Annotated in this window: 22 protein-coding genes; 14 read left to right on the top strand and 8 right to left on the bottom strand. The window is 69.7% G+C overall.

Annotated elements, in window-relative coordinates; translation table 11 throughout:
• The first annotated feature begins 20 nt into the window (after positions 1-20).
• Complete coding sequence (locus OG507_RS18580) at positions 21-356, top strand: hypothetical protein (RefSeq protein WP_327368310.1); 336 nt, start codon at positions 21-23, stop codon at positions 354-356.
• On the opposite strand, the gene OG507_RS18575 is transcribed toward OG507_RS18580, so the two are convergent.
• Positions 357-2,183, bottom strand: a complete 1,827-nt coding sequence (locus tag OG507_RS18575; RefSeq protein ID WP_327368309.1) for a serine/threonine-protein kinase — start codon at positions 2,181-2,183, stop codon at positions 357-359.
• 258 nt (positions 2,184-2,441) lie between these two features.
• Here OG507_RS18575 and OG507_RS18570 point away from each other — a divergent pair, with 258 nt between their 5' ends.
• The 3 genes from OG507_RS18570 (at position 2,442) to OG507_RS18560 (ending at position 5,472) form a co-directional block, all read left to right on the top strand.
• Positions 2,442-3,815: an aspartate aminotransferase family protein gene (locus OG507_RS18570; RefSeq protein WP_327368308.1), complete on the top strand. Its 1,374-nt coding sequence runs from the start codon at positions 2,442-2,444 to the stop codon at positions 3,813-3,815.
• 127 nt (positions 3,816-3,942) lie between these two features.
• On the top strand, positions 3,943-4,728 hold the full coding sequence (locus OG507_RS18565) for a GntR family transcriptional regulator (RefSeq protein ID WP_327368307.1): 786 nt from the start codon (positions 3,943-3,945) through the stop codon (positions 4,726-4,728).
• 93 nt (positions 4,729-4,821) lie between these two features.
• Complete coding sequence (locus OG507_RS18560) at positions 4,822-5,472, top strand: hypothetical protein (RefSeq protein ID WP_327372024.1); 651 nt, start codon at positions 4,822-4,824, stop codon at positions 5,470-5,472.
• A gap of 74 nt (positions 5,473-5,546) precedes the next feature.
• Here OG507_RS18560 and OG507_RS18555 read toward each other — a convergent pair whose 3' ends face one another.
• Entirely contained in the window at positions 5,547-6,317 is a 771-nt protein-coding gene (locus OG507_RS18555; protein ID WP_442811104.1) for an SLATT domain-containing protein, read from the bottom strand.
• A gap of 374 nt (positions 6,318-6,691) precedes the next feature.
• On the opposite strand from OG507_RS18555, the gene OG507_RS18550 reads away from it, so the two are divergent.
• The 7 genes from OG507_RS18550 to OG507_RS18520 all read left to right on the top strand — a co-directional run bounded on the left by OG507_RS18550 (position 6,692) and on the right by OG507_RS18520 (position 13,198).
• Positions 6,692-7,027 (top strand): YbaB/EbfC family nucleoid-associated protein, encoded by a 336-nt coding sequence (locus OG507_RS18550; protein ID WP_150489003.1) that lies wholly within the window; start codon positions 6,692-6,694, stop codon positions 7,025-7,027.
• 70 nt (positions 7,028-7,097) lie between these two features.
• Entirely contained in the window at positions 7,098-7,697 is a 600-nt protein-coding gene (gene recR / locus OG507_RS18545) for a recombination mediator RecR (protein WP_327368305.1), read from the top strand.
• 113 nt (positions 7,698-7,810) lie between these two features.
• Positions 7,811-8,470: a DUF5063 domain-containing protein gene (locus tag OG507_RS18540; RefSeq protein ID WP_327368304.1), complete on the top strand. Its 660-nt coding sequence runs from the start codon at positions 7,811-7,813 to the stop codon at positions 8,468-8,470.
• A gap of 156 nt (positions 8,471-8,626) precedes the next feature.
• Positions 8,627-9,898, top strand: coding sequence for an aspartate kinase (locus OG507_RS18535; RefSeq protein ID WP_327368303.1), 1,272 nt, complete (start codon positions 8,627-8,629; stop codon positions 9,896-9,898).
• Positions 9,895-10,959, top strand: coding sequence for an aspartate-semialdehyde dehydrogenase (locus OG507_RS18530; RefSeq protein WP_327368302.1), 1,065 nt, complete (start codon positions 9,895-9,897; stop codon positions 10,957-10,959). Before OG507_RS18535 ends, OG507_RS18530 begins: the two co-directional genes overlap by 4 nt.
• A 380-nt stretch (positions 10,960-11,339) precedes the next feature.
• A complete protein-coding gene (locus OG507_RS18525; protein ID WP_327368301.1) occupies positions 11,340-11,915 on the top strand; it encodes a SigE family RNA polymerase sigma factor in 576 nt (191 codons plus the stop codon).
• Positions 11,916-12,127: 212 nt separating this feature from the next.
• Positions 12,128-13,198 carry a hypothetical protein gene (locus OG507_RS18520; protein ID WP_327368300.1) on the top strand — a complete coding sequence of 357 codons (1,071 nt, stop codon included), beginning with the start codon at positions 12,128-12,130 and terminating at the stop codon, positions 13,196-13,198.
• A gap of 34 nt (positions 13,199-13,232) precedes the next feature.
• Here OG507_RS18520 and OG507_RS18515 read toward each other — a convergent pair whose 3' ends face one another.
• Positions 13,233-14,117, bottom strand: a complete 885-nt coding sequence (locus OG507_RS18515) for an SURF1 family protein (RefSeq protein WP_327368299.1) — start codon at positions 14,115-14,117, stop codon at positions 13,233-13,235.
• 99 nt (positions 14,118-14,216) lie between these two features.
• A complete protein-coding gene (locus tag OG507_RS18510) occupies positions 14,217-16,106 on the bottom strand; it encodes a S9 family peptidase (protein ID WP_442810998.1) in 1,890 nt (629 codons plus the stop codon).
• Positions 16,107-16,177: 71 nt separating this feature from the next.
• Between OG507_RS18510 and OG507_RS18505 the strand changes: the two genes are divergently transcribed.
• The gene (locus OG507_RS18505; RefSeq protein WP_327372023.1) at positions 16,178-17,014 is read left to right on the top strand and encodes a class I SAM-dependent methyltransferase; all 837 of its coding nucleotides are present in this window, start codon (positions 16,178-16,180) and stop codon (positions 17,012-17,014) included.
• A 66-nt stretch (positions 17,015-17,080) separates the two neighbouring features.
• Positions 17,081-17,470 carry a nuclear transport factor 2 family protein gene (locus OG507_RS18500; protein WP_327368297.1) on the top strand — a complete coding sequence of 130 codons (390 nt, stop codon included), beginning with the start codon at positions 17,081-17,083 and terminating at the stop codon, positions 17,468-17,470.
• An 89-nt stretch (positions 17,471-17,559) separates the two neighbouring features.
• Here the strand turns inward: OG507_RS18500 and OG507_RS18495 are convergent, their stop codons facing one another.
• From OG507_RS18495 to OG507_RS18480, 4 genes are all read right to left on the bottom strand, one after another.
• Entirely contained in the window at positions 17,560-18,354 is a 795-nt protein-coding gene (locus OG507_RS18495) for an SGNH/GDSL hydrolase family protein (protein WP_327368296.1), read from the bottom strand.
• Between the two features lie 436 nt (positions 18,355-18,790).
• A complete protein-coding gene (locus OG507_RS18490; RefSeq protein WP_327368295.1) occupies positions 18,791-18,964 on the bottom strand; it encodes a hypothetical protein in 174 nt (57 codons plus the stop codon).
• Between the two features lie 243 nt (positions 18,965-19,207).
• Positions 19,208-20,254: a YVTN family beta-propeller repeat protein gene (locus tag OG507_RS18485; protein WP_327368294.1), complete on the bottom strand. Its 1,047-nt coding sequence runs from the start codon at positions 20,252-20,254 to the stop codon at positions 19,208-19,210.
• Positions 20,255-20,339: 85 nt separating this feature from the next.
• Positions 20,340-21,641 (bottom strand): Dyp-type peroxidase, encoded by a 1,302-nt coding sequence (locus tag OG507_RS18480; RefSeq protein WP_327368293.1) that lies wholly within the window; start codon positions 21,639-21,641, stop codon positions 20,340-20,342.
• A 557-nt stretch (positions 21,642-22,198) separates the two neighbouring features.
• On the opposite strand from OG507_RS18480, the gene OG507_RS18475 reads away from it, so the two are divergent.
• Positions 22,199-24,133, top strand: coding sequence for a DUF1998 domain-containing protein (locus tag OG507_RS18475; protein WP_327368292.1), 1,935 nt, complete (start codon positions 22,199-22,201; stop codon positions 24,131-24,133).
• Positions 24,134-24,138 lie beyond the last annotated feature (5 nt).

The raw sequence follows: 24,138 nt of genomic DNA, 5'->3' as shown, positions 1-24,138 counted from the left end.
TTCAACTCCGCAAGGCGGGCGTGCAATTCGACGCCGTGCGCGTGGACGGCGACGAAGGGCGGCAGCTGGCCCTCCTCATGGAGGCGATCACGGGCGGTGAGCCCGGGCCCGTCGTCACCGAGGCCAACGGGCGGCGGGCGGTGTACTTCCTGGTCCCGGCCGGCAGCACCGTACGGAAGTCCTGGCCGGAAGGGGCGACTTTGCTGAACGCGACGGCGGGCCGGATCAGTTACGTACCGATTCCGGCCCTGATCGGCCGTACATGGCCGCTGGCGTGGCACTTTCCGCCGACAGGGCCTGACAGGTTCGTCCACACCCTGTTACTGCTCAACGCGGCGTCCGCGCTGCTGGGCTGATCAGTCGGACTTGGTGTACGTGAGCTGCTCGCCGGTGTCCGTGTTCTGGCGGCGCAGGGAGCCGTCCGGGAGCAGGGTGAGCGTGGTGGGGCTGCCCGCGGTGCAGGACGCCATGGGCTCGCCGACGACGACCGTGGAGGGGCCGACCTCCACCGGTCCGGAAGCGGACGGTTCCGCGGCCAGGTCCGCCTGGAAGACGCAGTGGTAGGAGCCGCCGGAGTCGAGCGGGCCGTCCGCGGTGAGGGTGAGGACGGTCTGGCCGACCGTGCCCTGCTGGATGACGAGTTCGCGGGTGGAGTGGCCCGAGGCGTTGTCGATGGAGCCCGACCAGTTGCCGAGGTAGTCGGCCGGGACGGGGCCGTCGCTGTTCTTCTGCTCGTCGGAGGGGGAGGAGTCCGTGTCCGGGGACGACGGGGCGTCGGTGACGGGGGAGTCGGACGAGGTGTCCGAGGGGGACGGGGAGGCGGTGGGGGACGAGTTGGGCGTCGCCCCGCTGTTGCTCATGAGCGCGTAGACCGAGCCGCCCGCGCCGATGGCGACGAGCAGGGCGACCGCGACGAGGGCGATGGTCGAGCCCTTGCCGCGGCGGGCGGGTTCGGGGCCGGGCTGTGGGGCGATGGGGTAGACGGGGCCGTACGGGGGTGTGGGGCCGAAGCCGGGCTGGTGCTGCTGCTGGTGCTGTTGTTGCGGGTATCCGTACCCGGCGTGGTTCTGCTGGGCGGGCAGCTGCGGATAGCCGTACGCGGGGGCGGGCGGCGCGGGCGGGGCGAGGGGTGGCATGGGGACGCCGGCCATGGTGGGGAGCGTGTGGACGGCGCCGGGCGGCGTCTCGGGAGCGGGTGCAGGAGCGAGCGCGGGCGCGGGCCGGACCGCGGGGGCCTTGTCCGCGACGGGTTCCTGCTGGGCCGCTTCCTCCGGGTCCTCGGAGTCGAGCAGTTCGACGGCGTGACGGCCGAGCTGGGCGATGAGGGCGCCGGGGAGCCAGGGCTCCGTCGCCGTCGCTGCCGGGTCGCGGTCGGCAAGGCGTTCCAGAATCGTTTCCGTCGTCGGACGGGCGGCCGGGTCCTTGTGCAGGCAGTCCTTGATGAGTTCGACGAGGCCGGCCGGGATGCCGGTCAGGTCCGGGTCCTCCTGAGCGATCCGGAACAACTGCGCGTGCACGCCGCTGTCGGAGGCCCCGAACGGGAGGCGGCCGGTCGACGCGTACGCCAGCACCGAGCCGAGACAGAACACGTCGCACGCCGGGGTGACGCGTTCGCTCCGGATCTGCTCGGGCGCCATGAAACCGGGCGAACCGACCAGGGCGCCGGTGCGGGTGAGGCCGCCGTCGGTGGCGGTGTCGAGCGCCCGGGCTATGCCGAAGTCGATGACGCGCGGGCCGTCGATGGTCAGCAGGATGTTGGAGGGCTTGAGGTCGCGGTGGATGAGTCCGGCGGCGTGGATGGCCTGGAGGGCGTGGGTGAGGCCGGCGCCCAGGATGTGGACCGAACGCTCGGGCAGGGGGCCGTACGCGCCGGAGACGGTGGCGTGCAGGGAGGGCCCGGCGACGTATCCGGTCGCGACCCAGGGCACGGCGGCCTCGGTGTCGGCGTCCAGCACGGGGGCGGTCCAGGAGGAGCCGACCTGGCGGGTGGAGTGGACCTCCTGGCGGAAGCGGTCGCGGAACTCCTGCTGCTCGGCGAGTGCGCCGCGTACGAGTTTGATGGCCACGGTGCGGCCGCGGTCGGAGCGGGCGAGGTAGACCTGTCCCATGCCGCCCGCGCCGACGCGGCCGAGCAGGCGGTAGGCGCCGATGCGTTGCGGGTCGGTGGGCCCGAGCTTTTCCATGGTGCGTGTCCTCCCCCGTACGGCGATACGCCGGAACGCGTTGAGAATAGCTGCGGTGCTGTGCGGCGGCGGGGCGGGATTTCTTCACGCCCGTACGCGGGGTGCCCGGTGCTTCCTCTTCCGGTTCCGTCCTCGAACGCCGGGCGGGCTTGATTCGGCCGGGCCCGCTTCCGGACGCGACACCCTGCACAGCAACGCGCCCCACGGCATACAACGTGGTCATGTCGAGCCGCTCCCCGCCCGACCTACGCTCGCCGCATGACCCCTCATGCCCCTCATGCCCCGCATGTCGACCCCGCAGCCGGTGCGGCCGTGAAGGCCGCCGACCGTGCGCACGTGTTCCACTCCTGGTCCGCCCAGGGCCTGATCGACCCGCTCGCCGTCGCCGGCGCCGAGGGGGCGTACTTCTGGGACTACGACGGCAACCGCTACCTGGACTTCACCAGCGGCCTCGTCTACACCAACATCGGCTATCAGCACCCCACCGTCGTCGCAGCGATCCAGGAGCAGGCGGGCAGGCTCACCACCTTCGCCCCCGCCTTCGCGATCGAGGCGCGCTCCGAGGCCGCACGCCTCATCGCCGAGCGCACCCCCGGCGACCTGGACAAGATCTTCTTCACCAACGGCGGCGCGGAGGCCGTCGAGAACGCCGTCCGGATGGCCCGGCTGCACACCGGCCGTACGAAGGTGCTCTCCGCCTACCGCTCGTACCACGGCGCCACCTCCACCGCGATCAACCTGACCGGTGACCCGCGCCGCTGGCCGTCCGACAACGGCTCGGCGGGCGTCGTCCGCTTCTGGGCGCCGTTCCTCTACCGCTCGCCGTTCCACGCAGAGACGGAGGCCGAGGAGTGCGCCCGCGCGCTCCAGCACCTGGAGGACACCCTCGCCTTCGAGGGCGCCGCCACCATCGCGGCGATCATCCTGGAGACGATCCCCGGCACGGCGGGCATCATGACGCCGCCGCCCGGCTACCTCGCGGGCGTGCGCGAGATCTGCGACCGGTACGGCATCGTCTTCATCCTCGACGAGGTGATGGCGGGCTTCGGGCGTACCGGCAAGTGGTTCGCCGCCGACCACTTCGACGTCACGCCCGACCTGATGACCTTCGCCAAGGGCGTCAACTCCGGTTACGTACCGCTCGGCGGTGTCGCCATCTCCGCCGAGATCGCCGCCACCTTCGAGACCCGTGCCTACCCGGGCGGACTGACCTACTCCGGTCATCCGCTGGCCTGCGCGGCCGCTGTCGCCACCATCCATGTGATGGAGGACGAGAAGGTCATCGAGAACGCCGCCCACATCGGCGAGACGGTCCTCGGCCCGGGCCTGCGCGACCTGGCCGAGCGCCACCCGTCGGTCGGCGAGGTCCGCGGCCTCGGCGCGTTCTGGGCGCTGGAGCTGGTCCGTGACAAGGAGACCCGCGAGCCGCTGGTCCCGTACAACGCGACGGGTGCGGCAAACGCCGCGATGGCGGCCTTCGGGGCGGCGGCGAAGAAGAACGGCCTGTGGCCCTTCATCAACATGAACCGCACCCACGCCGTTCCGGCCTGCAACGTCACCGAGGCCGAGGCCAAGGAGGGCCTCGCGGCTCTCGACGTGGCGCTGGCGGTGGCGGACGAGTACACGGTGTAGCGCACGGGCCCGCGGCCCCCGTACGGGCCCGCGCGGTCCGGCGTCACGGCGCCCCTTCCCCTGCCCGGATCCGGGCACCGCGGCCCTGGCTTAAAGTGACCCGAGCCGAAAAACGGGAAGGGGCGCCATGGGCGCGAGCGGAGCTGTAACCCGCAGTACGCTGCGGCAGCAGATCGCGGACGCGCTGCGTGACGAAGTGCTTGCCGGGCGTCTGCAACCGGGACGGGAGTTCACCGTCAAGCAGATCGCCGAGCAGTACGGCGTCTCGGCGACGCCCGTGCGCGAGGCGCTCTTCGATCTCTCCGCGCAGGGCCTGCTCGAATCGGACCAGCACCGCGGTTTCCGGGTGCGGGAGTTCACCGTCCCGGACTACCGCTCGATGGTCGAGGCCCGCACGCTGGTCATAGACGGAGTCGTCAGCGGCATCTTCGGCGGGCCCACGCTGTCGGCCGCGCAGCGGGCGGCGCACCGGGACTGCCTCGTTTCCGTACGCCGCAGGGCCCAGGAGGCCGCACGGGCGGCACAGGGCGGCGACCTCGACATCCTCATCGGCTACGACCTGCGGTTCTGGCGCGAGCTGGGCGCGCTCGTGGGCAACACGTACATCACCGATTTCCTGCACCGGCTGCGCGTCCAGGCGTGGGTGTTCGCGGTGCCCTATCTGCGCAATGACCCGGACGCCCGGGACGCGCTCTGGGACGGCCACCCGGCCCTGGTCGCGGCGATCTCGCTCGGCGACCACGACGCGGTGCGCGCGGCGCTGGACGGCTTCAACGCGCACGCGCTGAACTGGGCGGACCGGCTTGAGTCGAAGGCCCGGGCGGGCACCCGCGCCGGGACTCCGGCGGGAACTCCCGAGCACTCGGCGGGCCATGATCCGCAGCAGGCGGCCTCCGCCGACCCCCATCCGTGACCACCGGCCACTGTGCGCGACGACCCCACCGCATTACGCTGTCCCGACCGTTGTGAATACTCCGATGTGCACCCCGTGGGAGAGCGAGACTTCGTGGCCTGTGACCTGTGGCTGGTTCCCCTCGTCGATGTGCTGTGCCACAGCCCCGACAACCCGTTCGCCGAAGAGATAGCCGTCTACGACAAGGCACTGGGCGAGGCCGGACTGCCGCCCGTTCCCGTGTACGCCTACATGCCGGGCCTGACCGGCGACGTCGCCCCGATCGCGGGCTTCGACTACGACGCACTGCACTTCCTGCGCCGCGCCTATCTGCTCCAGCTCAGCGGCCTCGCCGTCACGCCCGTCGACGAACTGGGCGGGGACTACGAGCAGTTGCTGGAGATGTTCGAGGCGACGGCTCAGCAGTCCCACCTCGTCTGGCACTACGACCACGCGGGGGCGTACGTCCCGCTGGACTTCGCAGCCCCGCTCTCCAACGACGACCTGCTGGCGGGCGGCGGCCCGCTCGGCTCCGCGCACGGGCTGCTGCGGGAGTTGGAGTTCGTCGCCCCGTCCATCGGCATCGACCCGGCGAACCCGCCGGCCGCCCCGCTGCCGCCCGTCGGACCGACCTCACTGGAGGAACCGGCGGGCCCGATTCCGTACGACGACAGCCCGTTCGCCCGTGAGCGGCACGTCTGGCTGGGCCTGCACGCGGCGGCCACCCGCAGCCTTGCCCAAGGCTCCATGATCATCTTCAGCTGAATCAGAAGCGGGCGCCCTGAGTACTGCGTACCGCCAGAGACTGGGCGGGCGCCTCCGGCGTCACCGCGGTGGGATCACCGGGGTGACTCCGGAGGCCGCTGCCGCGGCATGTTCGGCCGGGCCATGGTCTGCAGCGGGAACCGTCCCGGCGACGCCCCCTGGTCCGTACGCCCCACGCCCCCGCTGCCCGACGAAAGCGCCTGCATTCCCATCGGCGCGGGACCGGCCCGGAACTCCACCATCCAGTCCGCGGTCTCGGTCCGTACGAGCTCCGTGATGTCCTCCGAGAACCGCCGCAGCACCCCCAGACACCGCTCGGCCGCCTCGCTGGCCGTCCCCTCGGTCGGGCCGAGCACCTCCCGTACGCACTCCGACGCCCAGTCGAACTGGAGCACCTGGAGGCGTCGCTGCACGGCCTGGGCGGTCGCGAGGTTTCTTATCCAGCCCGAGGTCAGGCCGAAGTACCGGTCGAACGCCATGCACGCGGCGCCCAGCAGCAGCGACAGATAGCCCCAGCCCGCCGCCCCGCTCAGCGCCCCGGTGAGATCGAGCAGCGGCAGCGCGGCGCCCGCCACCGCCCCGGCCGCCGTACCGATCCGCAGCGCCCTGGCCCCGAGCCGCTTCCACACGCGGTCGCGCAGATACCAGTCGGCGGTACGCAGTGCGTCGGCCTCGACCCAGCGGTACAGCTCGTCGAGGCGTTCGGCGGGTTCGCCCCAGTCGCCGAGCGGGAACGGCGTACCGGTCAGATCCCGGCCCCGCGCGCCCCGGACGTGTGCGCCGGAGCCCGAACCGGAGGAACCGGCCGAACCGGGCTCGTTGCGGGGCGGCCCTTCGGGCTGCATCTCCGGCTGACTCACCGGGGTACTCCTCTGCATTCTGCGTAGCGGCGCCTGATGTCTGGCGGTGTGCTCGACGGTGGGGCTGATCACTGCTCTCCGGCGTGGCCGACTGTCCCGCGAACGTAACCTTGCGTGACGAGCGGTGTACCTGGGTGTCCTGATGCGCATGCCCTTCCTACCGCCGAATGGTGGGCCGTGGGGTCGAAATCGCGGTATTCCCGGGTGCGCAGGGCCTGTGATCAGGTATAGGACTCTCGCCGACGTTGCAAGAAACTCACTCGAAAGAGTTGCTCGCCAGTGGGTGGGGCGCGCTGAGCGGTGACCACGTAGGCTCGGCGTACCGAAACTTTTTTGTCGTCGAATTGCCAGGAGTGACCGTGATTCCCGGTGGTGGTCAGCCCAATATGCAGCAGCTGCTGCAGCAGGCCCAGAAGATGCAGCAGGACCTCGCCGCGGCCCAGGAGGAACTGGCGAGGACCGAGGTCGACGGCCAGGCGGGTGGCGGTCTGGTGAAGGCGACCGTGACCGGCTCCGGCGAGCTCCGTGCTCTGGTGATCGACCCCAAGGCCGTCGACCCGGAGGACACCGAGACGCTCGCGGACCTCGTCGTCGCGGCGGTCCAGGCGGCGAACGAGAACGCGCAGCAGCTTCAGCAGCAGAAGCTGGGCCCGCTGGCCCAGGGCCTGGGCGGCATGCCCGGCCTCCCCTTCTGACTCCTTCGACTCTTCCTCTTCCGACTCTTCTGATCCGATGTATTCATAGCTCATCCAGGAAGGCGTTCCGTTGTACGAAGGCGTGGTTCAGGACCTCATCGACGAGTTGGGCAGGCTGCCCGGCGTCGGTCCCAAGAGCGCGCAGCGGATCGCCTTCCACATCCTGCAGGCCGAGCCGACCGATGTGCGCCGCCTCGCCCATGCCCTCCTTGAGGTCAAGGACAAGGTCCGGTTCTGTTCGGTCTGCGGCAACGTCGCCCAGCAGGAGCAGTGCAACATCTGCCGGGACGCGCGCCGCGACCAGACGGTCATCTGTGTGGTCGAGGAGCCGAAGGACGTCGTCGCGATCGAGCGGACCCGCGAGTTCCGGGGCAAGTACCACGTGCTCGGCGGCGCGATCAGCCCGATCGAGGGCGTCGGACCCGACGATCTGCGCATCCGCGAGCTGCTCGCCCGTCTCGCCGACGGCTCGATCACGGAGCTGATCCTGGCGACCGACCCGAACCTGGAGGGCGAGGCCACCGCGACGTACCTGGCGCGGATGATCAAGCCGATGGGCCTGCGGGTGACGCGGCTGGCCAGCGGGCTGCCGGTGGGCGGCGACCTGGAGTACGCGGACGAGGTCACCCTGGGCCGCGCCTTCGAGGGGAGGCGCCTGCTCGATGTCTGAAACCTTCACGATCACGACTCCCGATGTTCTTGCATCGGCTCACGACGGCTTTACGTTCAGCGACGCTATGTTCTACTCACCGTTCGCGACCGTGCCCACGGGAGGTCCCCTCGATGTCTGACGCCACGCTGAACTCCGTCACGCATGACCCGGACGACTTCGCCGTCCAGATCGCCGACCAGATCAAGACGTTCATCGTCGCCGTCACAGAGGTGTCCAGGGTCGAGGAGCCCGAGGAGGCCGTCCCGGTCCTGCTGCTCCAGGTCTCCCAGCTGCTGCTGGCCGGCGGCAGGCTCGGCGCGTACGAGGACATCGTCCCCGACGAGCGCTACGAGCCGGACCTCGGCGCGGAGCCGGACGCCGACGGCCTGCGCGAGCGGTTCGCCGCCCTGCTGGAGCCGATCGACGTCTACTCCGAGGTCTTCGACCCGTACGAGCCCCGCAAGGCCCCGGTCCCGGCCCGTATCTCCGACGACCTGGCCGACCTGGTCACCGACCTGCGCCACGGTCTGGCCCACTACGAGGCGCACCGCACGACCGAGGCCCTGTGGTGGTGGCAGTTCTCCTACTTCTCCAACTGGGGCTCCACCGCATCCGCCACCCTGCGCGCCCTCCAGTCCCTGATCGCCCACATCCGCCTCAACCAGCCTCTCCAGGAGCTGGACGGCCTGGACACGGACTCGGAGACCGTCGACGACGAGCTGGCCGAGGAGGCGGGCCGCGTGATGGCCGAGGAGATCGCGGGGCCGCTGGGGCTGCGCCCGGTGCAGTAACGGCCGATGAGCAGTGCCCGGCGCAGCGGGGCTTCGGGCGACACGCCGATGATCACGTGTTGAGCGGGATATCTCACCATGTGGTATCTGCCGGGTGATTCCGGACAGCTCGTTAAACTGAGGCGACCGCAGTAACGGACTGAGCGAGGAGCGCACGTGGGCCTTGTCGTGCAGAAGTACGGAGGCTCCTCCGTAGCCGATGCCGAGGGCATCAAGCGCGTCGCCAAGCGAATCGTCGATGCCAAGAAGAACGGCAACCAGGTGGTTGTCGTGGTGTCAGCGATGGGCGACACGACGGACGAGTTGATCGATCTCGCCGAGCAGGTATCCCCGATCCCTGCCGGGCGTGAGTTCGACATGCTGCTGACCGCCGGAGAGCGGATCTCCATGGCCCTGCTGGCGATGGCGATCAAAAACCTGGGCCACGAGGCCCAGTCGTTCACGGGCAGCCAGGCGGGCGTCATCACCGACTCGGTCCACAACAAAGCGCGCATCATCGATGTGACGCCCGGCCGTATCCGTACGGCGCTGGACGAGGGGAACATCGCGATCGTCGCGGGGTTCCAGGGCGTGTCCCAGGACAAGAAGGACATCACCACCCTCGGCCGCGGCGGGTCCGACACCACCGCCGTCGCGCTCGCGGCCGCGCTGGACGCCGAGGTCTGTGAGATCTACACCGATGTGGACGGTGTCTTCACCGCGGACCCCCGCGTCGTGAAGAAGGCGAAGAAGATCGACTGGATCTCCTTCGAGGACATGCTGGAGCTGGCCGCGTCCGGCTCCAAGGTACTGCTGCACCGGTGCGTGGAGTACGCACGCCGCTACAACATCCCGATCCACGTCCGCTCGTCCTTCTCCGGACTGCGCGGAACCTGGGTCAGCAACGAGCCGCAAGGGGACCAGAAGGTGGAGCACGCGATCATCTCCGGAGTCGCCCATGACGTCTCCGAGGCCAAGATCACCGTCGTCGGCGTGCCCGACAAGCCGGGCGAGGCCGCCGCGATCTTCCGCACCATCGCGAACGCGGAAGTCAACATCGACATGGTGGTGCAGAACGTCTCCGCCGCGGCGACCGGTCTGACCGACATCTCGTTCACGCTGCCGAAGGCCGAGGGCCGCAAGGCCATTGACGCCCTGGAGCGCAACCGCGCCACCATCGGCTTCGAGTCGCTGCGCTACGACGACCAGATCGCCAAGATCTCCCTGGTCGGCGCCGGCATGAAGACCAACCCGGGCGTCACCGCGGGCTTCTTCGAGGCGCTCTCGGACGCCGGTGTGAACATCGAGCTGATCTCGACATCCGAGATCCGCATCTCGGTGGTCACCCGCGCCGACGACGTCAACGAGGCCGTGCGCGCCGTGCACACCGCCTTCGGTCTCGACAGCGATTCCGATGAGGCCGTCGTCTACGGGGGCACCGGCCGATGACCACACGCCGCCCTTCGCTCGCGGTCGTCGGAGCGACCGGGGCGATCGGCGGTGTCATGCTCCAGATCCTTTCGCAGCACGCGGATGTCTGGGGCGAGGTGAAGCTGATCGCCTCGCCGCGTTCCGCCGGCCGCAAGCTGGTCGTACGCGGTGAGGAGAGCGAGGTCCTCGCACTCACCGAGGACGTCTTCGACGACATCGACGTGGCGCTGTTCCTGGTGCCCGACGCCGTCTCCGCGCAGTGGGCGCCGATCGCCGCCGCCAAGGGCACGGTCGTCATCGACGACTCCGCCGCCTTCCGGCTGGACCCGGACGTTCCGCTGGTCGTGCCCGAGATCAACCCGCACGCCGTACGGATCAGGCCGCGCGGCATCGTCGCGAGCCCGAACTGCACGACGCTCTCGCTGATCGTCGCCGTCGGTGCGCTGCACGCCGAATTCGGGGTGCGGGAACTGGTCGTCTCCTCGTACCAGGCGGTGAGCGGGGCCGGCCGGGACGGCGTCGCGGCCCTGCGTGAACAGCTGTCGATGGTGGCCGGTACGGAACTGGGCACGAAGCCCGGAGACGTACGCCGGGCCGTGGGGGACACGGAAGGCAGCCCCTTTGCCGCGCCGGTGGCCCTCAATGTGGTGCCCTGGGCCGGGACCGAGGCCGGGGACGGCTGGTCCTCGGAGGAGCTGGCGATCCGCGAGGAGTGCCGCAAGGTCCTGGACCTGCCGGGCCTGCGGGTGGCGGCGACGTGTGTGTACGTACCCGTCATCGCGACGCACTCGATGTCCGTGCACGCGCGGTTCGAGAACGAGATCGCGGTCGACCGGGCCCACGAGATCCTGGCGACGGCCCCGGGCGTGGTGCTGTACGACAGCCCGGCGGCGGGAGACTTCCCGACACCGTCCGACGTCGTCGGCACCGACCCGACCTGGGTCGGGCGAGTGCGCAGGTCACTGGACGATCCCCGGGGTCTGGAACTGTTCGTCTGCGGCGACAACCTCCGCAAGGGCGCGGCGCTGAACGTGGCGCAGATCGCCGAATCGGTGGCTGCCGAATTCCCCTGGTCCTGATCGAACCTGATTTGTACGTTCTGTGAAAGCGCTGTGAGCAAGTTGCAGGTCTGAACCTCTTGAGCTGGGACGTCGGGGTATCCGACGATGACCTTTCGGCCTGTTGCAACCGCAGGCCGGAGAACACGCGTCTATGCGGTCACTTCTTGCGCGGCGGGGCGCAGGCGGCTGGATACGTTCGGCGCATTCGGGGCATTTGGGGAAGAGCAGGTACGTATGAGGGCATGTCGCATCGCGTCGAACGCGGTGCCTCGCGCGTACAACCCTGACGGGGGGAAACGTGTCCAACTGGCGTGGCAGAGGTTCTCGATATCACAGTGGTGGGCCCCCTGCGCGGCGCTTCGGTGCGACCGCTCAGACGGCCCCGCGCACCCGGCGGTATGCCGGTGATTGCGCCCATGCCCGCTGCGCGGCCGACGCGGCTGCCGTCGCAGCGCGAGGGCGCTGAGGAGAGCGTGGCTGCTGGAACCACCGTCGACCATCTCACCGAGACCTATAGGGCCCACTACCGTTCGCTGCTCGGCCTCGCGGCTCTGCTCCTGGATGACACCGCCTCATGTGAGGACGTCGTGCAGGAGGCGTTCATCCGCGTGCACTCGGCGCGCAACCGGGTACGGGACCCCGAGAAGACACTCGCGTATCTGCGCCAGACCGTCGTCAACCTGTCGCGCTCCGCGCTGCGCCGCCGCATCCTCGGGCTGAAGCTGCTGTCCAAGCCCATGCCGGACATGGCGAGCGCTGAGGAGGGCGCGTACGACCAGCTGGAGCGGGACGCGCTGATCAAAGCGATGCGGGGGCTGCAACGGCGCCAGCGAGAGGTGCTGGTGCTGCGTTACTTCGCGGACATGACGGAGGCCCAGGTGGCCGAGACGCTGGGTATTTCCCTGGGCTCGGTCAAGGCCTACGGCTCCCGTGGGATCGCGGCGCTGCGCGTCGTGATGGAGGCGCAGGGATGAGTCGGCGCTTCCACGGGAACGAGAACGGCCACGAGGGTGAGCCTCGGATCGACCGGACTGACCGGACTGACCGGACTGGAAACGGAATTGTGAACGACGGGCCGGAGAGCGCCTCAGCTGAGAACCCGGACGAACCCGATTCGGGTACGGGCAGGGGCGCGAGTACGGGTGCAGGCGCGGGTGCGGGGCATGCGGATCGGGACCTCGCGTCCGTGAGCGGCTCCGGCGTCGGCGGCGATGGCGTCTTCGGTGACGTCCCCGGTGGCGGTCTCGACCTGGACGAGGTCGCGTTGCGCCGCATGCTGCGCGGGGCCGTCCAGAACCTCGAACCCAGCGACGGCACTCTCGACCGTCTGTACCGCGCCGTGCCCGTCCGGCGCGCCAGGCGGCGGCAGGCCGTCGTCGGCATGGCGGCTGCGGCGCTGCTCATCGGCACCGCGGTCCCCGCCTTCGTCCATGTCGCGAATTCCGGCGGCTCGAACACCGCCAACCCGTCGATAGCCGGACACGGTGAGCAGACGCAGGGCGGCAACGGCACCGAGAACGGCTCGGAGGGCGGCGGGAAGAGCAGCGGCGGCAGTATCGACGGTCACAACAACGGCGGGAACCAGCCGGAGAGCAGCAGCAGTCCGTCCGACAGCCGCGGCCAGGGCGCCGACGGCAACCTGGTCGGCGGGGTCACCGACCCGGCCGCCACCGTGGCGGCCTCCCTGCCGACCTGCGACCCGGGGCAGCTCGGCGTCGCCTCGGCCGAGACGGGTGCGGCGGGTGCCGACGGCACGGTGTACGGCACCTTCCGGATCTCCAATGTCTCCGGCACGGGCTGTTCGGTGAGCAGCAGCGGCAGCGTGGGCTTCGAGGCGATGGGCGCGGCCGATCCGGCCAAGATCAGCGTCGTCCAGCACACCGCGGGAGACGCGGCGGCCGGGCTGCCCGACCCCTCGCGGGAGCAGGGGACGGTACTGCTGCAGCCGTCCATGTCGTACGAGGTGAAGTTCGCCTGGGTACCGAAGGACACATGTCCGACCGACGGAGGCACACCGAGCCCGACACCGACGGACGGCGCGGGCGGCGCCTCTGCCGCGGGCAGCAGTACGGGCACCACGGATGGGACCACGGGCACCGCCGCACAGTTCGGCAGCGAGGACGGCGGCGGGGTGCTGGACGGCAGCGTTGCCGTGACGCACACACCGGAGGCCGGGGCGCCGGTCGCGGAGGCGAAGATCGCCAACGCCTGCGCCGGCACGATCTACCGGACCGGGGTGTTGTCCCCCACGACGTGACGCGGGGGCGGGGAGTACGGCGTAGGCCGCGTACTCAGCGCGTGCTCACTGCGGCGGGATCGGCTTCTGCGGCTGCGACTGCGGCTGCGACTGTGCCCGTGCCCGTGTCTGTGGCCGCTTCTTCGACCAGGCCCAGCTTCAGGTCCCGTGCCGCTTCGGCCTCGCGGCGGACCAGCCGGAACCACATGAAGAGCACGAACCCGGCGAAGACGAACCACTCGCCGGTGTAGCCGAGGTTCTGGAAGGCCTTCAGATCGAGCCCGGTGCCCTGCGGCGCGGCGGCCGGCACGGGACGCAGCGCACGGGTGGTGCTCGTGGTGCCGGTGCCGGTGCCGGTGTTGGCGTTGGCGTTGGCGTCCTGGAGCGTCACCCATGCGTCGTAGACGTCGTACGGGACGAGATTGACCAGGGACGCGGCACTGATGATCCCGAGCTGGCCGTCCGGTAGTCCGCCCGCCGTGTCGACGCCCTCGGTGCTCGCGTTCTCGGACGCCTGGAGGTCGCCCGTCACCGTGACCTCACCGGTCGGTGCGGCGGGAACGGCGGTGCCGCCGGGCTTGCCGGGCAGCCAGCCGCGCACCACCGGCAGGGCCTTGCCGCCGTCCGTACGGAGCATGTTCAGGACGTAGAAGCCGCTCTTGTCGTCCAACTCCCGTCCGGGCACCAGGAACTGGTCGGCGTACCGGCCGGTGGCGGTGGCGGGGCGGCCGGAGGTCACCGTGTCGACGGGCAGGAGGTCGTCGATCGGCTTGGCGGGTCTCGTGCCCGGGGCGGGCTGCTTCTCGGCGGCGTCGTGCGTCTGCACGCGGTCCTCGAAGCGGCCGAGCTGCCAGGTGCCCATGAACACGCAGAACGGGATGGCCAGCACGACGAAGAGGTTGATCCCCCACCATCGCGGGGTCAGCAGGAACCGGTACACCCCTCCAAGGTACGGTCCCCGCTCCGGCCACCCGGAGCGGGGGGCCGGAGTGAGGCGTCGGAGCAGAGTTCTGTAGCGGCGTTCCGGGTACCGATGCGGCTACTGGCCGGGGTTGCCGGTCAGGTGGCGCCGGGCGAAGTCGAGTTCCAGCCGGAACTGCTTGATCCGCTCCTCCACGACGAGCGAACCGTGTCCCGCGTCGTACCGGTACACCTCGTGCACCGCGGCACGGCCGCTCAGCCGGTCCACATAGTTCTCGACCTGGCGGATCGGGCAGCGCGGGTCGTTGACGCCCGCCGAGATGTAGACCGGCGCCCGCACGGCGTCCACGTACGTCAGCGGGGACGAGGCCTCGAAGCGCTCGGGGACCTCTTCCGGCGTGCCGCCCAGCAGCGTGCGGTCCATTGCCTTCAGGTCCTCCATCTCGTCGTGATACGCCGTGACGTAGTCGGCGACCGGGACCGCCGCCAGGCCCACGGCCCAGTCGTCCGGCTGCGTACCGAGGCCGAGCAGGGTCAGATAGCCGCCCCAGGAGCCACCGGCCAGGACCAGCTTCGCCGGGTCCGCGAGCCCGGACTTCACCGCCCACTCCCGCACCGCGGCGATGTCCTCCAGCTCGATCAGGCCGACCCGGTGCTTCAGCGCGTCCGTCCAGGCGCGGCCGTATCCGGTGGAGCCGCGGTAGTTGACCCGGACGACCGCGTAACCGTGGTCCACCCACGCGGCGGGGCCGGAAGCGAAGGCGTCGCTGTCGTGCCACGTGGGCCCGCCGTGGATCTCGAAGACCGTGGGAAACGGGCCCTCGGCCGAGGCGGCGGGCCGCTGGACGAGGGCGTGGACGCGGCCCCCGGGCCCGTCCACCCACACGTCCTCCACCGGCACGGACGCCGGAGCCTTCATGCCCGGCGGATCGAGCACCACCGCACCCGAGGTGGACCGGATGACGGGCGGCTGCGCGGCCGACGACCACAGGTACTCCACCGTGCCGTCCGGCCGGGCCGTGGCACCGGACACCGAACCCGCGGGGGTCTCCACCCGGACAGGAGCGCCGCCCGCACCCGGCTCGTACCGCCACAGGTCGCTGCGGGCCTCGAAGCCGTGCACGACCAGCAGAGCGGAGGCGTCCGGATACCATTCGGCGCTCACATCGCCGGGCAGGTCGAGCGCGAGGTCCGTCTCCTCGCCCGTCGTCGGATCCCAGATCATCGGCTCCCAGCGGCCCCGCCGCTGATGCCCGACCAGCAGCCTCGTGTCCCCGGCGACGGGGGCGAAGCCCAGCACGGACAGGCCCAGCTCCTTCGTACCGCCCTCGGTGTCGTCCAGTTCGGCGACCGTCGACCCGTCGGGCCGCACCACGCGCACCGCGGAGTGCATCGCATCGCCGTGCTCGGTGTGCTCCAGCGCGATCAGCGACCCGTCGTACGACAGGTCACCGACGCCCGCCGACTCGCGGTGGCGGTAGATCTCGACGGGAGCCGCCCCGGGCCGTACGACATGGATCGTCGTCCCGTCCTCGTCGGTCGAGCGGCCGATCACCGCCGTCCCGTCCCGCCCGATCGCGAGCCCGGCCGGGTACGAGGCACCGAGACCGGGGGCCGCCGGCTCGTCCACCGGCTCCGCGCCCCCGCCGCCGTGGAACGGCTGACGCATCCACACCCCGAACTCGTCACCATCGGTGTCGCTGAACCACCAGATCGACTCGCCGTCCGGTGTCAGCACGCCGTCCGTCGTGCCGTTCGGCCGGTCGGTCACCTGGCGCTGCTCGCCGGTGGCACGGTCCCATGCGTACAGCTCGTACGTCCCCGTGGCATTGGAGACGAACAGCGCGCGGTCCGGCGCGTCCTCCGCCCAGTCGGGCAAGGACACCCGTGGCGCCCGGAAACGCTGCTCCCACTCCGGGACGGAGGCGGTCGCCGGTGCGGGAGCGGTCGCGGGAGCGGAGGCGGTCGCCGGTGTGCCGGGGGCCGTCGAGCCAGTGATCTCAGTCATGTCCCCCATTCTGCGCCGGAACGCCGACAATCCGTTCGCATCGTCCGCAGCCTGTGGATAACCTCCCGGACATCTATGCACCGACCCCTGCCGACTGGCACGAGGCCAACCGCGCGCGCTGGGACGAGCGCGTCCCCATCCATGCCGTGAGCGACTTCTACGACCTGGATTCCTTCCGCGCCGGCAAGGACGCCCTGCGCCCGTTCGAGCTCGCCGAGGTCGGTGATGTCACGGGCAGGTCGCTGCTGCACCTGCAGTGCCACATCGGGCTCGACACCCTCTCCTGGGCCCGGCACGGCGCCGCGCGCGCCGTCGGTCTGGACTTCTCCGAACCGGCCGTCGAGACCGCGCGCGGCCTGGCCCGTGAGCTGGGGTTCGGCCAGGACCGGGCGGCGTTCGTCGCCGCCGATGTCCATGACGCCGCGGAGGCCGTCCCGGACCCGTCGTACGACATCGTCTACACCGGCGTCGGCGCGCTGAACTGGCTGCCCGACATCCGGCGCTGGGCCGAGACCGCCGCATCGCTCGTGGCGCCCGGCGGCTTCCTCTATCTCGCGGAGTTCCATCCGCTCACGGACTGCCTCGACGACTCGACCGGCACGACGGTCGAGCACGACTACTTCAGCCGCGACGCATGGGTGGACGAGACGCCGGGCACGTACGCGGACTTCGACGCACCGACCGTCCACAACCGCAGCGTCGAATGGCAGCACCCGATCGGCGACGTGGTGTCGGCGCTGGCCGCCGCCGGGCTGCGGATCGAGTTCCTGCACGAGCACGACGTCTCGCTCTTCGCCCGCTTCACCGCGCTGGAGCGGCAGGGCGACGGCCTCTACCGCTTCCCCGTAGACCGGCCGCGCATCCCGCTGATGTACTCGATCAAGGCATCCCGGCCGGCCGGCTCCTGACCGGATGCGGAATGCGAAGTCCGGCGCTCAAGGCCCGTTGTCAGTGGTGGGGTTCACACTCGACCCATGACCACGACTGCTGATCTGCGCGCCGCGGCGGAGACGTACTGGACCGCGGCCGACGACCGCGACTGGGACACCTTCGCCACGACGCTCGCCGACGAGGTGCTGTACGACCTGCCGCAGACGCGCGAACGCATCCGCGGCAAGGAGCGGTACATACAGTTCAACCGGGAGTACCCGGGGGACTGGCACGTCCGTGTCGAACGGGTCGTGGCCGACCAGGAGGGGCAGCAGGTGGCTGTCCGGACGCTCTTCTCGGTCGGCCCGCAGGAGCTGCACGCCATTCACTTCTTCACGTTCGACGCGCAGGGGCGGATCAGCGAGATCACCGACTTCTGGCCCGAGCCCTACGAGCCCCCGGCGGGCCGGGAGCATCTCGTGGAGCGGTACTGAGGGGGGAGGCAACGGAGAAGTGCGGCGGGCGGCCGGAAGTGCCTCCGGGGGCCCGCCGCACTTGCTCCTGTACCTCCCTCGTCCGCGTCCTACGCGGCCGAGCGGAAGGCCGGAAGATAGCCGCCCGACTGTCCGGCGGCCTTGGGGTGGTACGAGTTGTAGACCGGGATCGTCACGCTGTTGAGCCATGCGTCACCGGAGCACAGCTCATGCCCGGTGAACTCGTCCACCACGCTGGAGAACGCGAACCCGGAGTTGGCCGCCTGCTTGGCGATGACACTGTTCAGGACGTTGGACGCGTTGTTGATGGCGGCCCGCTCGTTCTCCGAGAGCCCGGCGATGCAGCTGCCGCTGAGCTGGTAGAAGCGCGGGTAGCCCAGCACCACGACACGCGCCTGAGGGGCCCGCGACCGGATGGAGCCGTAGAGCGAACTCAGGCTGGAGGGAAGCGAGTTCTGCATCTGCGAGACGGCCGAACTCACGCTGCTCAGGCAGGTGGCCTCGCTGTAGAGCACGCAGTCCTGCATGACATCGGCGAAGCCGACGTCATTGCCGCCCGCCGTGACGCTGACCAGACCGGTGGACGAGCTCAGCGCGCCCAGCTGGCTGCCCGCCACCGAACCCGTCGTGGCGCCCGAGCAGGCGACGAAGGCGAAGGACGAAGGCGAGTTGGCTGCCGCCCAGAGGTAGGGGTAGGCCTTGGTGCTGCGGCGGCAGTCGCCGCTGTCCGAGATGTAACTTCCTGCTCCTACACCGGACGAGTACGAGTCACCGAGTGCGACGTACCCGCCGGTGGCCGCCGAGGCCGGCTGGGCGATGCCCAGGGCGGCCACTGCGGCGAGGACAAGGGTGGAAGCGGACGCCCAGAATCTCCGTACTGACATGACTGTCAGCCCTCCGAGGGGGTGGGGGGTGGCTAGGGGTGATTGAGCGCCACGTTTCTAGCAGCTGCGGGTACTCGCCGGTAATAGCTGCACAAGAACTGGTCTGATATGCCCGAATGATCGTTCGGTCGCCTTAGCTCCGCGCGTAGATAAACCTCTCGGAGGCCCGGATCTGCGCGTGAAGTCGAAGCCTCCACCCCGGACCTGACTTGGCGTCAGGCAAGTTTTCGGGTGCGCAGTTCACGCACGGCACATGGTGCATGGGGTGGTGGATCATCTACGCAGAGTCACCAACGGTGGTCGTGTGAGTCGGATCCGCGGGGGAAGTGTCCGGACACAAAACCGCCCTCTGTGGTGGCACCCGGTGTCGGGTGCCACCACAGAGGGCGGTTGTCGTGGATCTACAAGAGAGATCTACGCGTGTGATCCACGAAGGTCAGTTGTGGCCGAACCTCCGCTGCTTCCGGTGAGAGACCTGCTCTGAAATCGAGTGCACCGTGTTCTGGGCGGCCGTTGGCTGCGGCGTCTGTTCCTTGGTCTCCGGAGCAGCGCTGCGTTCATGGCCGCCGGTGCGGGCGCCTCGGTTCTGCCGACTCTGCTTCTTGCCCACGATCGTGCCTCCTGTAGCGGATCTCGGATGATGGGCCACTCCCAGATTCGCATGTGAGTACGAAAGGTGCATTTCGGTCTACGGCTGTCAGGTGCGCTTACTCCAGGCAGATATTCGGATGCAGGTCGGAGCGAGGCTGGACGCGGCTGCGACTGCCGCTCGACTTCGCCGAACCGCCCCGGGAGGACCTGGAGTTCGTGACGGGTCACGCCTCCTCCGGGGTCAGGGTGGTGCGTCGCGGGCTCAGCTCACCGCCACGCCGTAGGGGCTGGCGCCGAGGGTGACAGTCGCGACGACCTTGTTGGAATCCGGGTCGATGACCTTGAGCGTGCCCGCTCCCTGATTCGTGACGTAGATCGCCTCGTCGGTGACCTCCAGGTTGAACGGGTCGGTGCCGGGAGGGCCCAGGGCAACGGTCGCTGAGACACGGTGGCTGTCGGTGCTGATGACGGATACGTTGCCCGGGCCGAGGTCGGCGGAGTAGGCGAACCGGCCGTCGGGCCCGATGGCCACGTCAAAGGGGCCCTCGCCGACGGATACGGTGGACACCTCTCCGGTACGGGTTCCGACGGCGAGGACGTGCGCCGCCGTCTCGTCGGCGACGTAGGCCGACCTGCCGTCCGGGGTGATGGCGACGCCCACCGGGGAGAGCCCTGCGGGAAGGTTCCGGTCGACCCGGCGGGTGCGGGTGTTGATGACTGACAGGTTGCCGGACCCGGAATTCGCCACGTAGGCCGAACCACCGTCCGGACTGAATGCCACGTCGACCGGAGACTTGCCGACCGGGATGGTAGAGGCCACCTTGTTGGTTCGGGTATCGATCAACGAGACGGTGTTCGAACCGCCGTTGGTGACGTAGAGGGCGCTGCCATCGGGGCTGAGGCCGACACCGGTGGGGCTCCTCCCGACCGTCACGGTTGTGACGATCTTGTTGTTCCGGGTGTCGAGGACCGAGACCCGGGCAGAGCCGCTGTTGGCGATGTACACATGCTTGCCGTCCTTGGCGGCCGCGACGCCTTCGGGGCCCACACCGGCCGGCACGGTTGCGACGACCTTGTAGGTACGGGCGTCGATCACCGAGAGCGTGTTGTCCTGCTGGTTCGTGACGTAGACACGGCCGCCGGCACCGGCGAGGACAGGCGCGACCGGCACGGCGGAATCCTTGCGGACCGAGGTGGCGTGCGTACAGGAGATCAACAGGATCCCGATGCCCGCCGCGAGTGCCGGCCGGAGCGTCCTGGCGGGTCGACGGCGGCCACCGCCGGCTCGGGTCCGCAGGGCAGAGAACATCTCGCCTCCTGTGCGCATTGCGACGGTTCGGTCCGGGGCCGCGCGGGGCGGCGTCCCCGCCGACGCCGTCCGGGGCAGGGAAGGATCAGGTCAGGAGCCCGCGGGCGTAGTAGTCCTTCTCGTCCCGAACTCCGGGAAGTGCGAAGAAGTAGCCTCCGCCCCGTGGGCTGATGAACGGCACCAGTGTTTCGTCTTCCAACCGGGTCTGCATGGCGACGTAGGTGTTCAGCTCCTGCTGGAAGCAGACGAATGCATGCCCCATGTCGAGTTCCGGCAGATTGGGGCTCCGGTCGTAGTCGTAACTGCGACGCAGGATCGTGCTGGTCGCCGCGGTCTGCGGAGTCTGGGGATTGGCGAGGCGGATGTGCGAGTTCAGCGGGGTGATCAGGCCTTGCGGGTCGTTGGTGTAAATGGGGTCGAGGAGATCCGTGGCGTTCTCGTCCACGGCGTACATGGGGGCGCCGCTCGCCTTGCGGCGGCCGAAGATCCGCTCTTGTTCGGCAATGGGCACCTTCTGCCACGCCTCGATGAAGAAATGCACGATACGCAGCACGTGGTACGTGCCGCCTGCGGCCCAGGCCGGTTCGGCGCTCTTCGGCTGGACCCAGACCACCTGATTCATCTGGGCGTCGTCGGTGACGGTCGGGTTGGAGATTCCGTCCTTGAAGCCGAACCAGTCACGCCGGACACCGACGGGACGCTCCGGATTGCGCTGGCCATCAATGCGCCAGCGCAGCTTCATCGCGGACTTGGTGTGGGTCAGGATGTCGATCAGTGCGTGCACCGTCGTGTCGCGATGATCAGCGCAGATCTGGATCAGCAGGTCACCCTGGCTCAGCGCGGGGTCCAAGTCGTCATGGCGGAAGGGCGTCATCGTGACGAGCTGGACCGGCTTGCGTGCGCTCAATCCGTAGCGGTCGTCGAAGAGGGACGCGCCCACTGCGACTGTCAGAGTGAGGCCATCCGCCACGAACGTGGGCCCCATGATGCCGTTGTCCGATGGCGTTGCCGTCTGGGGCACCTCCGGTGGCCTGCCGCCCGCCGTGAGGAAGCGCGCACGCGAGGTGAGCGCGCGGAACAGGTCGGTGAGCTCCGCGCGGTCGGAAGCGGTCACGTCGAACGAGACGAAAATCGCGTCCTGTTGGGGCGCAGTGGCGATGCCTGCCTGGTGATAACCGTGAAAGGGAATCGTACGGGATTTCGGTTCCGCCTTGATTCCGGACGTCGTGGCGGCGAGCGCCTCACCGTTGCCCAGAACGGCCCCGCCCGCCGCTCCGGCCATGCCCGCGGCGGCACCATGAAGAAACGACCGCCGGGCAAACGCACTTGCCGGGCATCCTCCCTCGCTGCGCTCTTCCTCCAGGGGCACGGAAGTCTCGTCGGTCATGGTTCCCCTCGGGCGACGATCCAGGTGACAAGCGGTACGGCTCCGCCGCCATCGGATTCCGTGAACTGGCCCCGGCGCAAGTGGCGCGCGATCGTATGCGGCAACCCCATCAGCGTCTGGATTGCCGCGAGTTACATAAATGTTCCGTAGAACGTAATATATTGGACATTCGGGCTCGCGCCACTTGGAGAGAGGCCGCCTGGTCGACCTCTCCCGCCATCGACATCGCACTGGTGGGTCATGCCGACGCCCGCAGCGTCAGGGCGAAGAGGTCACCATCGATGCCGACGGACGGCGGAGGCGCGGGCTTTCCTTATGGCGCACATGTTCGAATTCCGGTCACGCTGCACGCGCGGCATCGCACCAGCTCAAGGCGACCCTTCGCCGGGCCGCTCTGTCCCTCGCCCGCCCCGCGGCACAAGCCGAGCGCGCCGCGCGAAGGAAGATGGCCTCAGAAACGAGTCAGGGTCCTGATCCACGAGCGGCGACGAACTCGGCGAGGTGCCGGACCCGGACGGGAACGGCGACGACAACGGCACGGCCAGGGGGCAGCGGTCATGAGCGGCGGCGGATACTTCAGGCGGGTGGGGGCGGTACGGCCGAGCCACCTCATGTTCACCGGCGGCGTCGGCGCCCTCGTCGACCTGCCCAACTTCTCCGTCATGGTCAAGGGCCTCGACCACTGGAGTTACGCCGGTGTGCCCGATCCGGTAATCGAGGAGCCCCGCCTCCGCGGGGCCGTCAACCGGGCCCTGCGGCGCTACGGCCCGAACCAGGTGGGCGAACTGCGCGCCGCCCCATGGATCCCCGGCACCGACACCGACCCGAAGGGGAACGCGGCACGGATCGGCGTGCCCGTGACCCCTTTCTGGCAGTGGCTGCGCTGCACGGCGTGCAATGAGCTGGCCTCCCTGGGCTCGGGCAAGTGGGGGTTCGAGAACAACAACGCTCGCCGCCCTGACGAGGCGCGGTTCTACCACGAGAACTGCTACCGGAAGAGGAAGGGCCGCAAGCCCCTCGCCGTGGACGCCCGCTTCGCGCTGGCCTGCACCAAGGGCCACCTCGACGAGTTCCCGTACACGGAGTTCGTGCACGAGGGCCGCGCCTGCCCCGACACGACGTATCCGACGCTGCGAATGCGCGACAACGGGGGCAACCTCGCGGCCAACGTCTCCCTCGAATGCCTGGTGTGCAAGAAGGCGAAGCGCAACATCCGGGACGCGATGGGCGACAAAGGCCGAGAGAACCTGCCCCGTTGCCGTGGCCGGCACCCGCAGTTCGACGGCGTCTACGACACCTGCGACGAGACGCCGTATCTGCTGGTCGTGGGCGCGTCCAACCAGTGGTTCCCCGTGACGCTCAGCGCACTGGCACTGCCCGACACCGGGACCGACTCGCTGCGTAAGCTCGTCGAGGAACGCTGGCCGGACCTGGAGGACTTCGAGGACGAGGCAGAGATCGCCATGTTCGCCAAGAAGTCGAAGCACCACCGCTACCTGCGCGACTACGAACCCGGACAGGTCTGGCAGGCCATATCCGCCTACCGCGCGGCCTTGTCGGGCGATGCGGGCGAGACCGAGCAGCCTCCAGGCCCTCCGGACCTACTGACCCCCGAATGGCAGGTGCTGTCCGCGGCGAAGACCGCCGACCCGACTGAGGACTTCGCGCTGGTGGACGCTTTGCTCAGTGGGCCCTTGTCCACTGTCTTCTCCCAGGTGCGGCAGGCGGAACGACTGCGCGAGGTGCGGGCCCTCATCGGCTTCACCCGGCTCGACGCCCCCGATCCGGAGGACCCCGGCCTGGTCACCCGCGTGGACCTGGGGCGGCGCGAGCGCGGCTGGGTGCCGGCCAGCGAGGTGCGCGGCGAGGGGCTGTTCCTGCGGGTGGACGATCACCTGATCGAGCAGTGGGAGCAGCGAGTCGCGTCGAGCGACGCCCTCGCCGCACACGCCGCGGCTTTCGGCCGGTTCCGTGAGCACCGCAGGTCGGAACGGATCCAGGACGGCTCCGACCTGATGCAAGGCTGGCCGGGCAGTCGCTACATCGCCCTTCACACGCTCTCCCATCTACTCATCCGCACCATCGCGATGGAGTGCGGCTACAACTCGGCGAGTCTGGCCGAGCGGATCTATAGCGGCGACGCCGAGGAACGGCGGACCGGCATCCTCATCTACACGGCCGTCCCGGACTCGGAGGGCACGCTTGGCGGGCTGGTCTCCCTCGCCGATCAGGATCCGAGCACTGGGGAGAACCGGCTGGCCAGGATCGTACGGACGGCGCTGTACAAGGCGGGGCGGTGCTCCTCGGACCCGCTGTGCGGCGAGCGTCTTCCCAAGGCGCCGGAGGACTTCCTGCACGGTGCCGCCTGCCACTCCTGTCTGTTCGTGTCCGAGACGACGTGCGAGCGCGGCAACCGGTTCCTGGACCGGCGGTTCATCACCCACCTGGCAGGCGACCCGCAAACGCTGGCCCTCATCCCGGACTTCGGGTGAGCGGA

The sequence above is a fragment of the Streptomyces sp. NBC_01217 genome, from assembly GCF_035994185.1.
In the GTDB taxonomy this organism is placed as follows: domain Bacteria; phylum Actinomycetota; class Actinomycetes; order Streptomycetales; family Streptomycetaceae; genus Streptomyces.
This window is presented reverse-complemented; position numbering and strand designations above follow the sequence as displayed.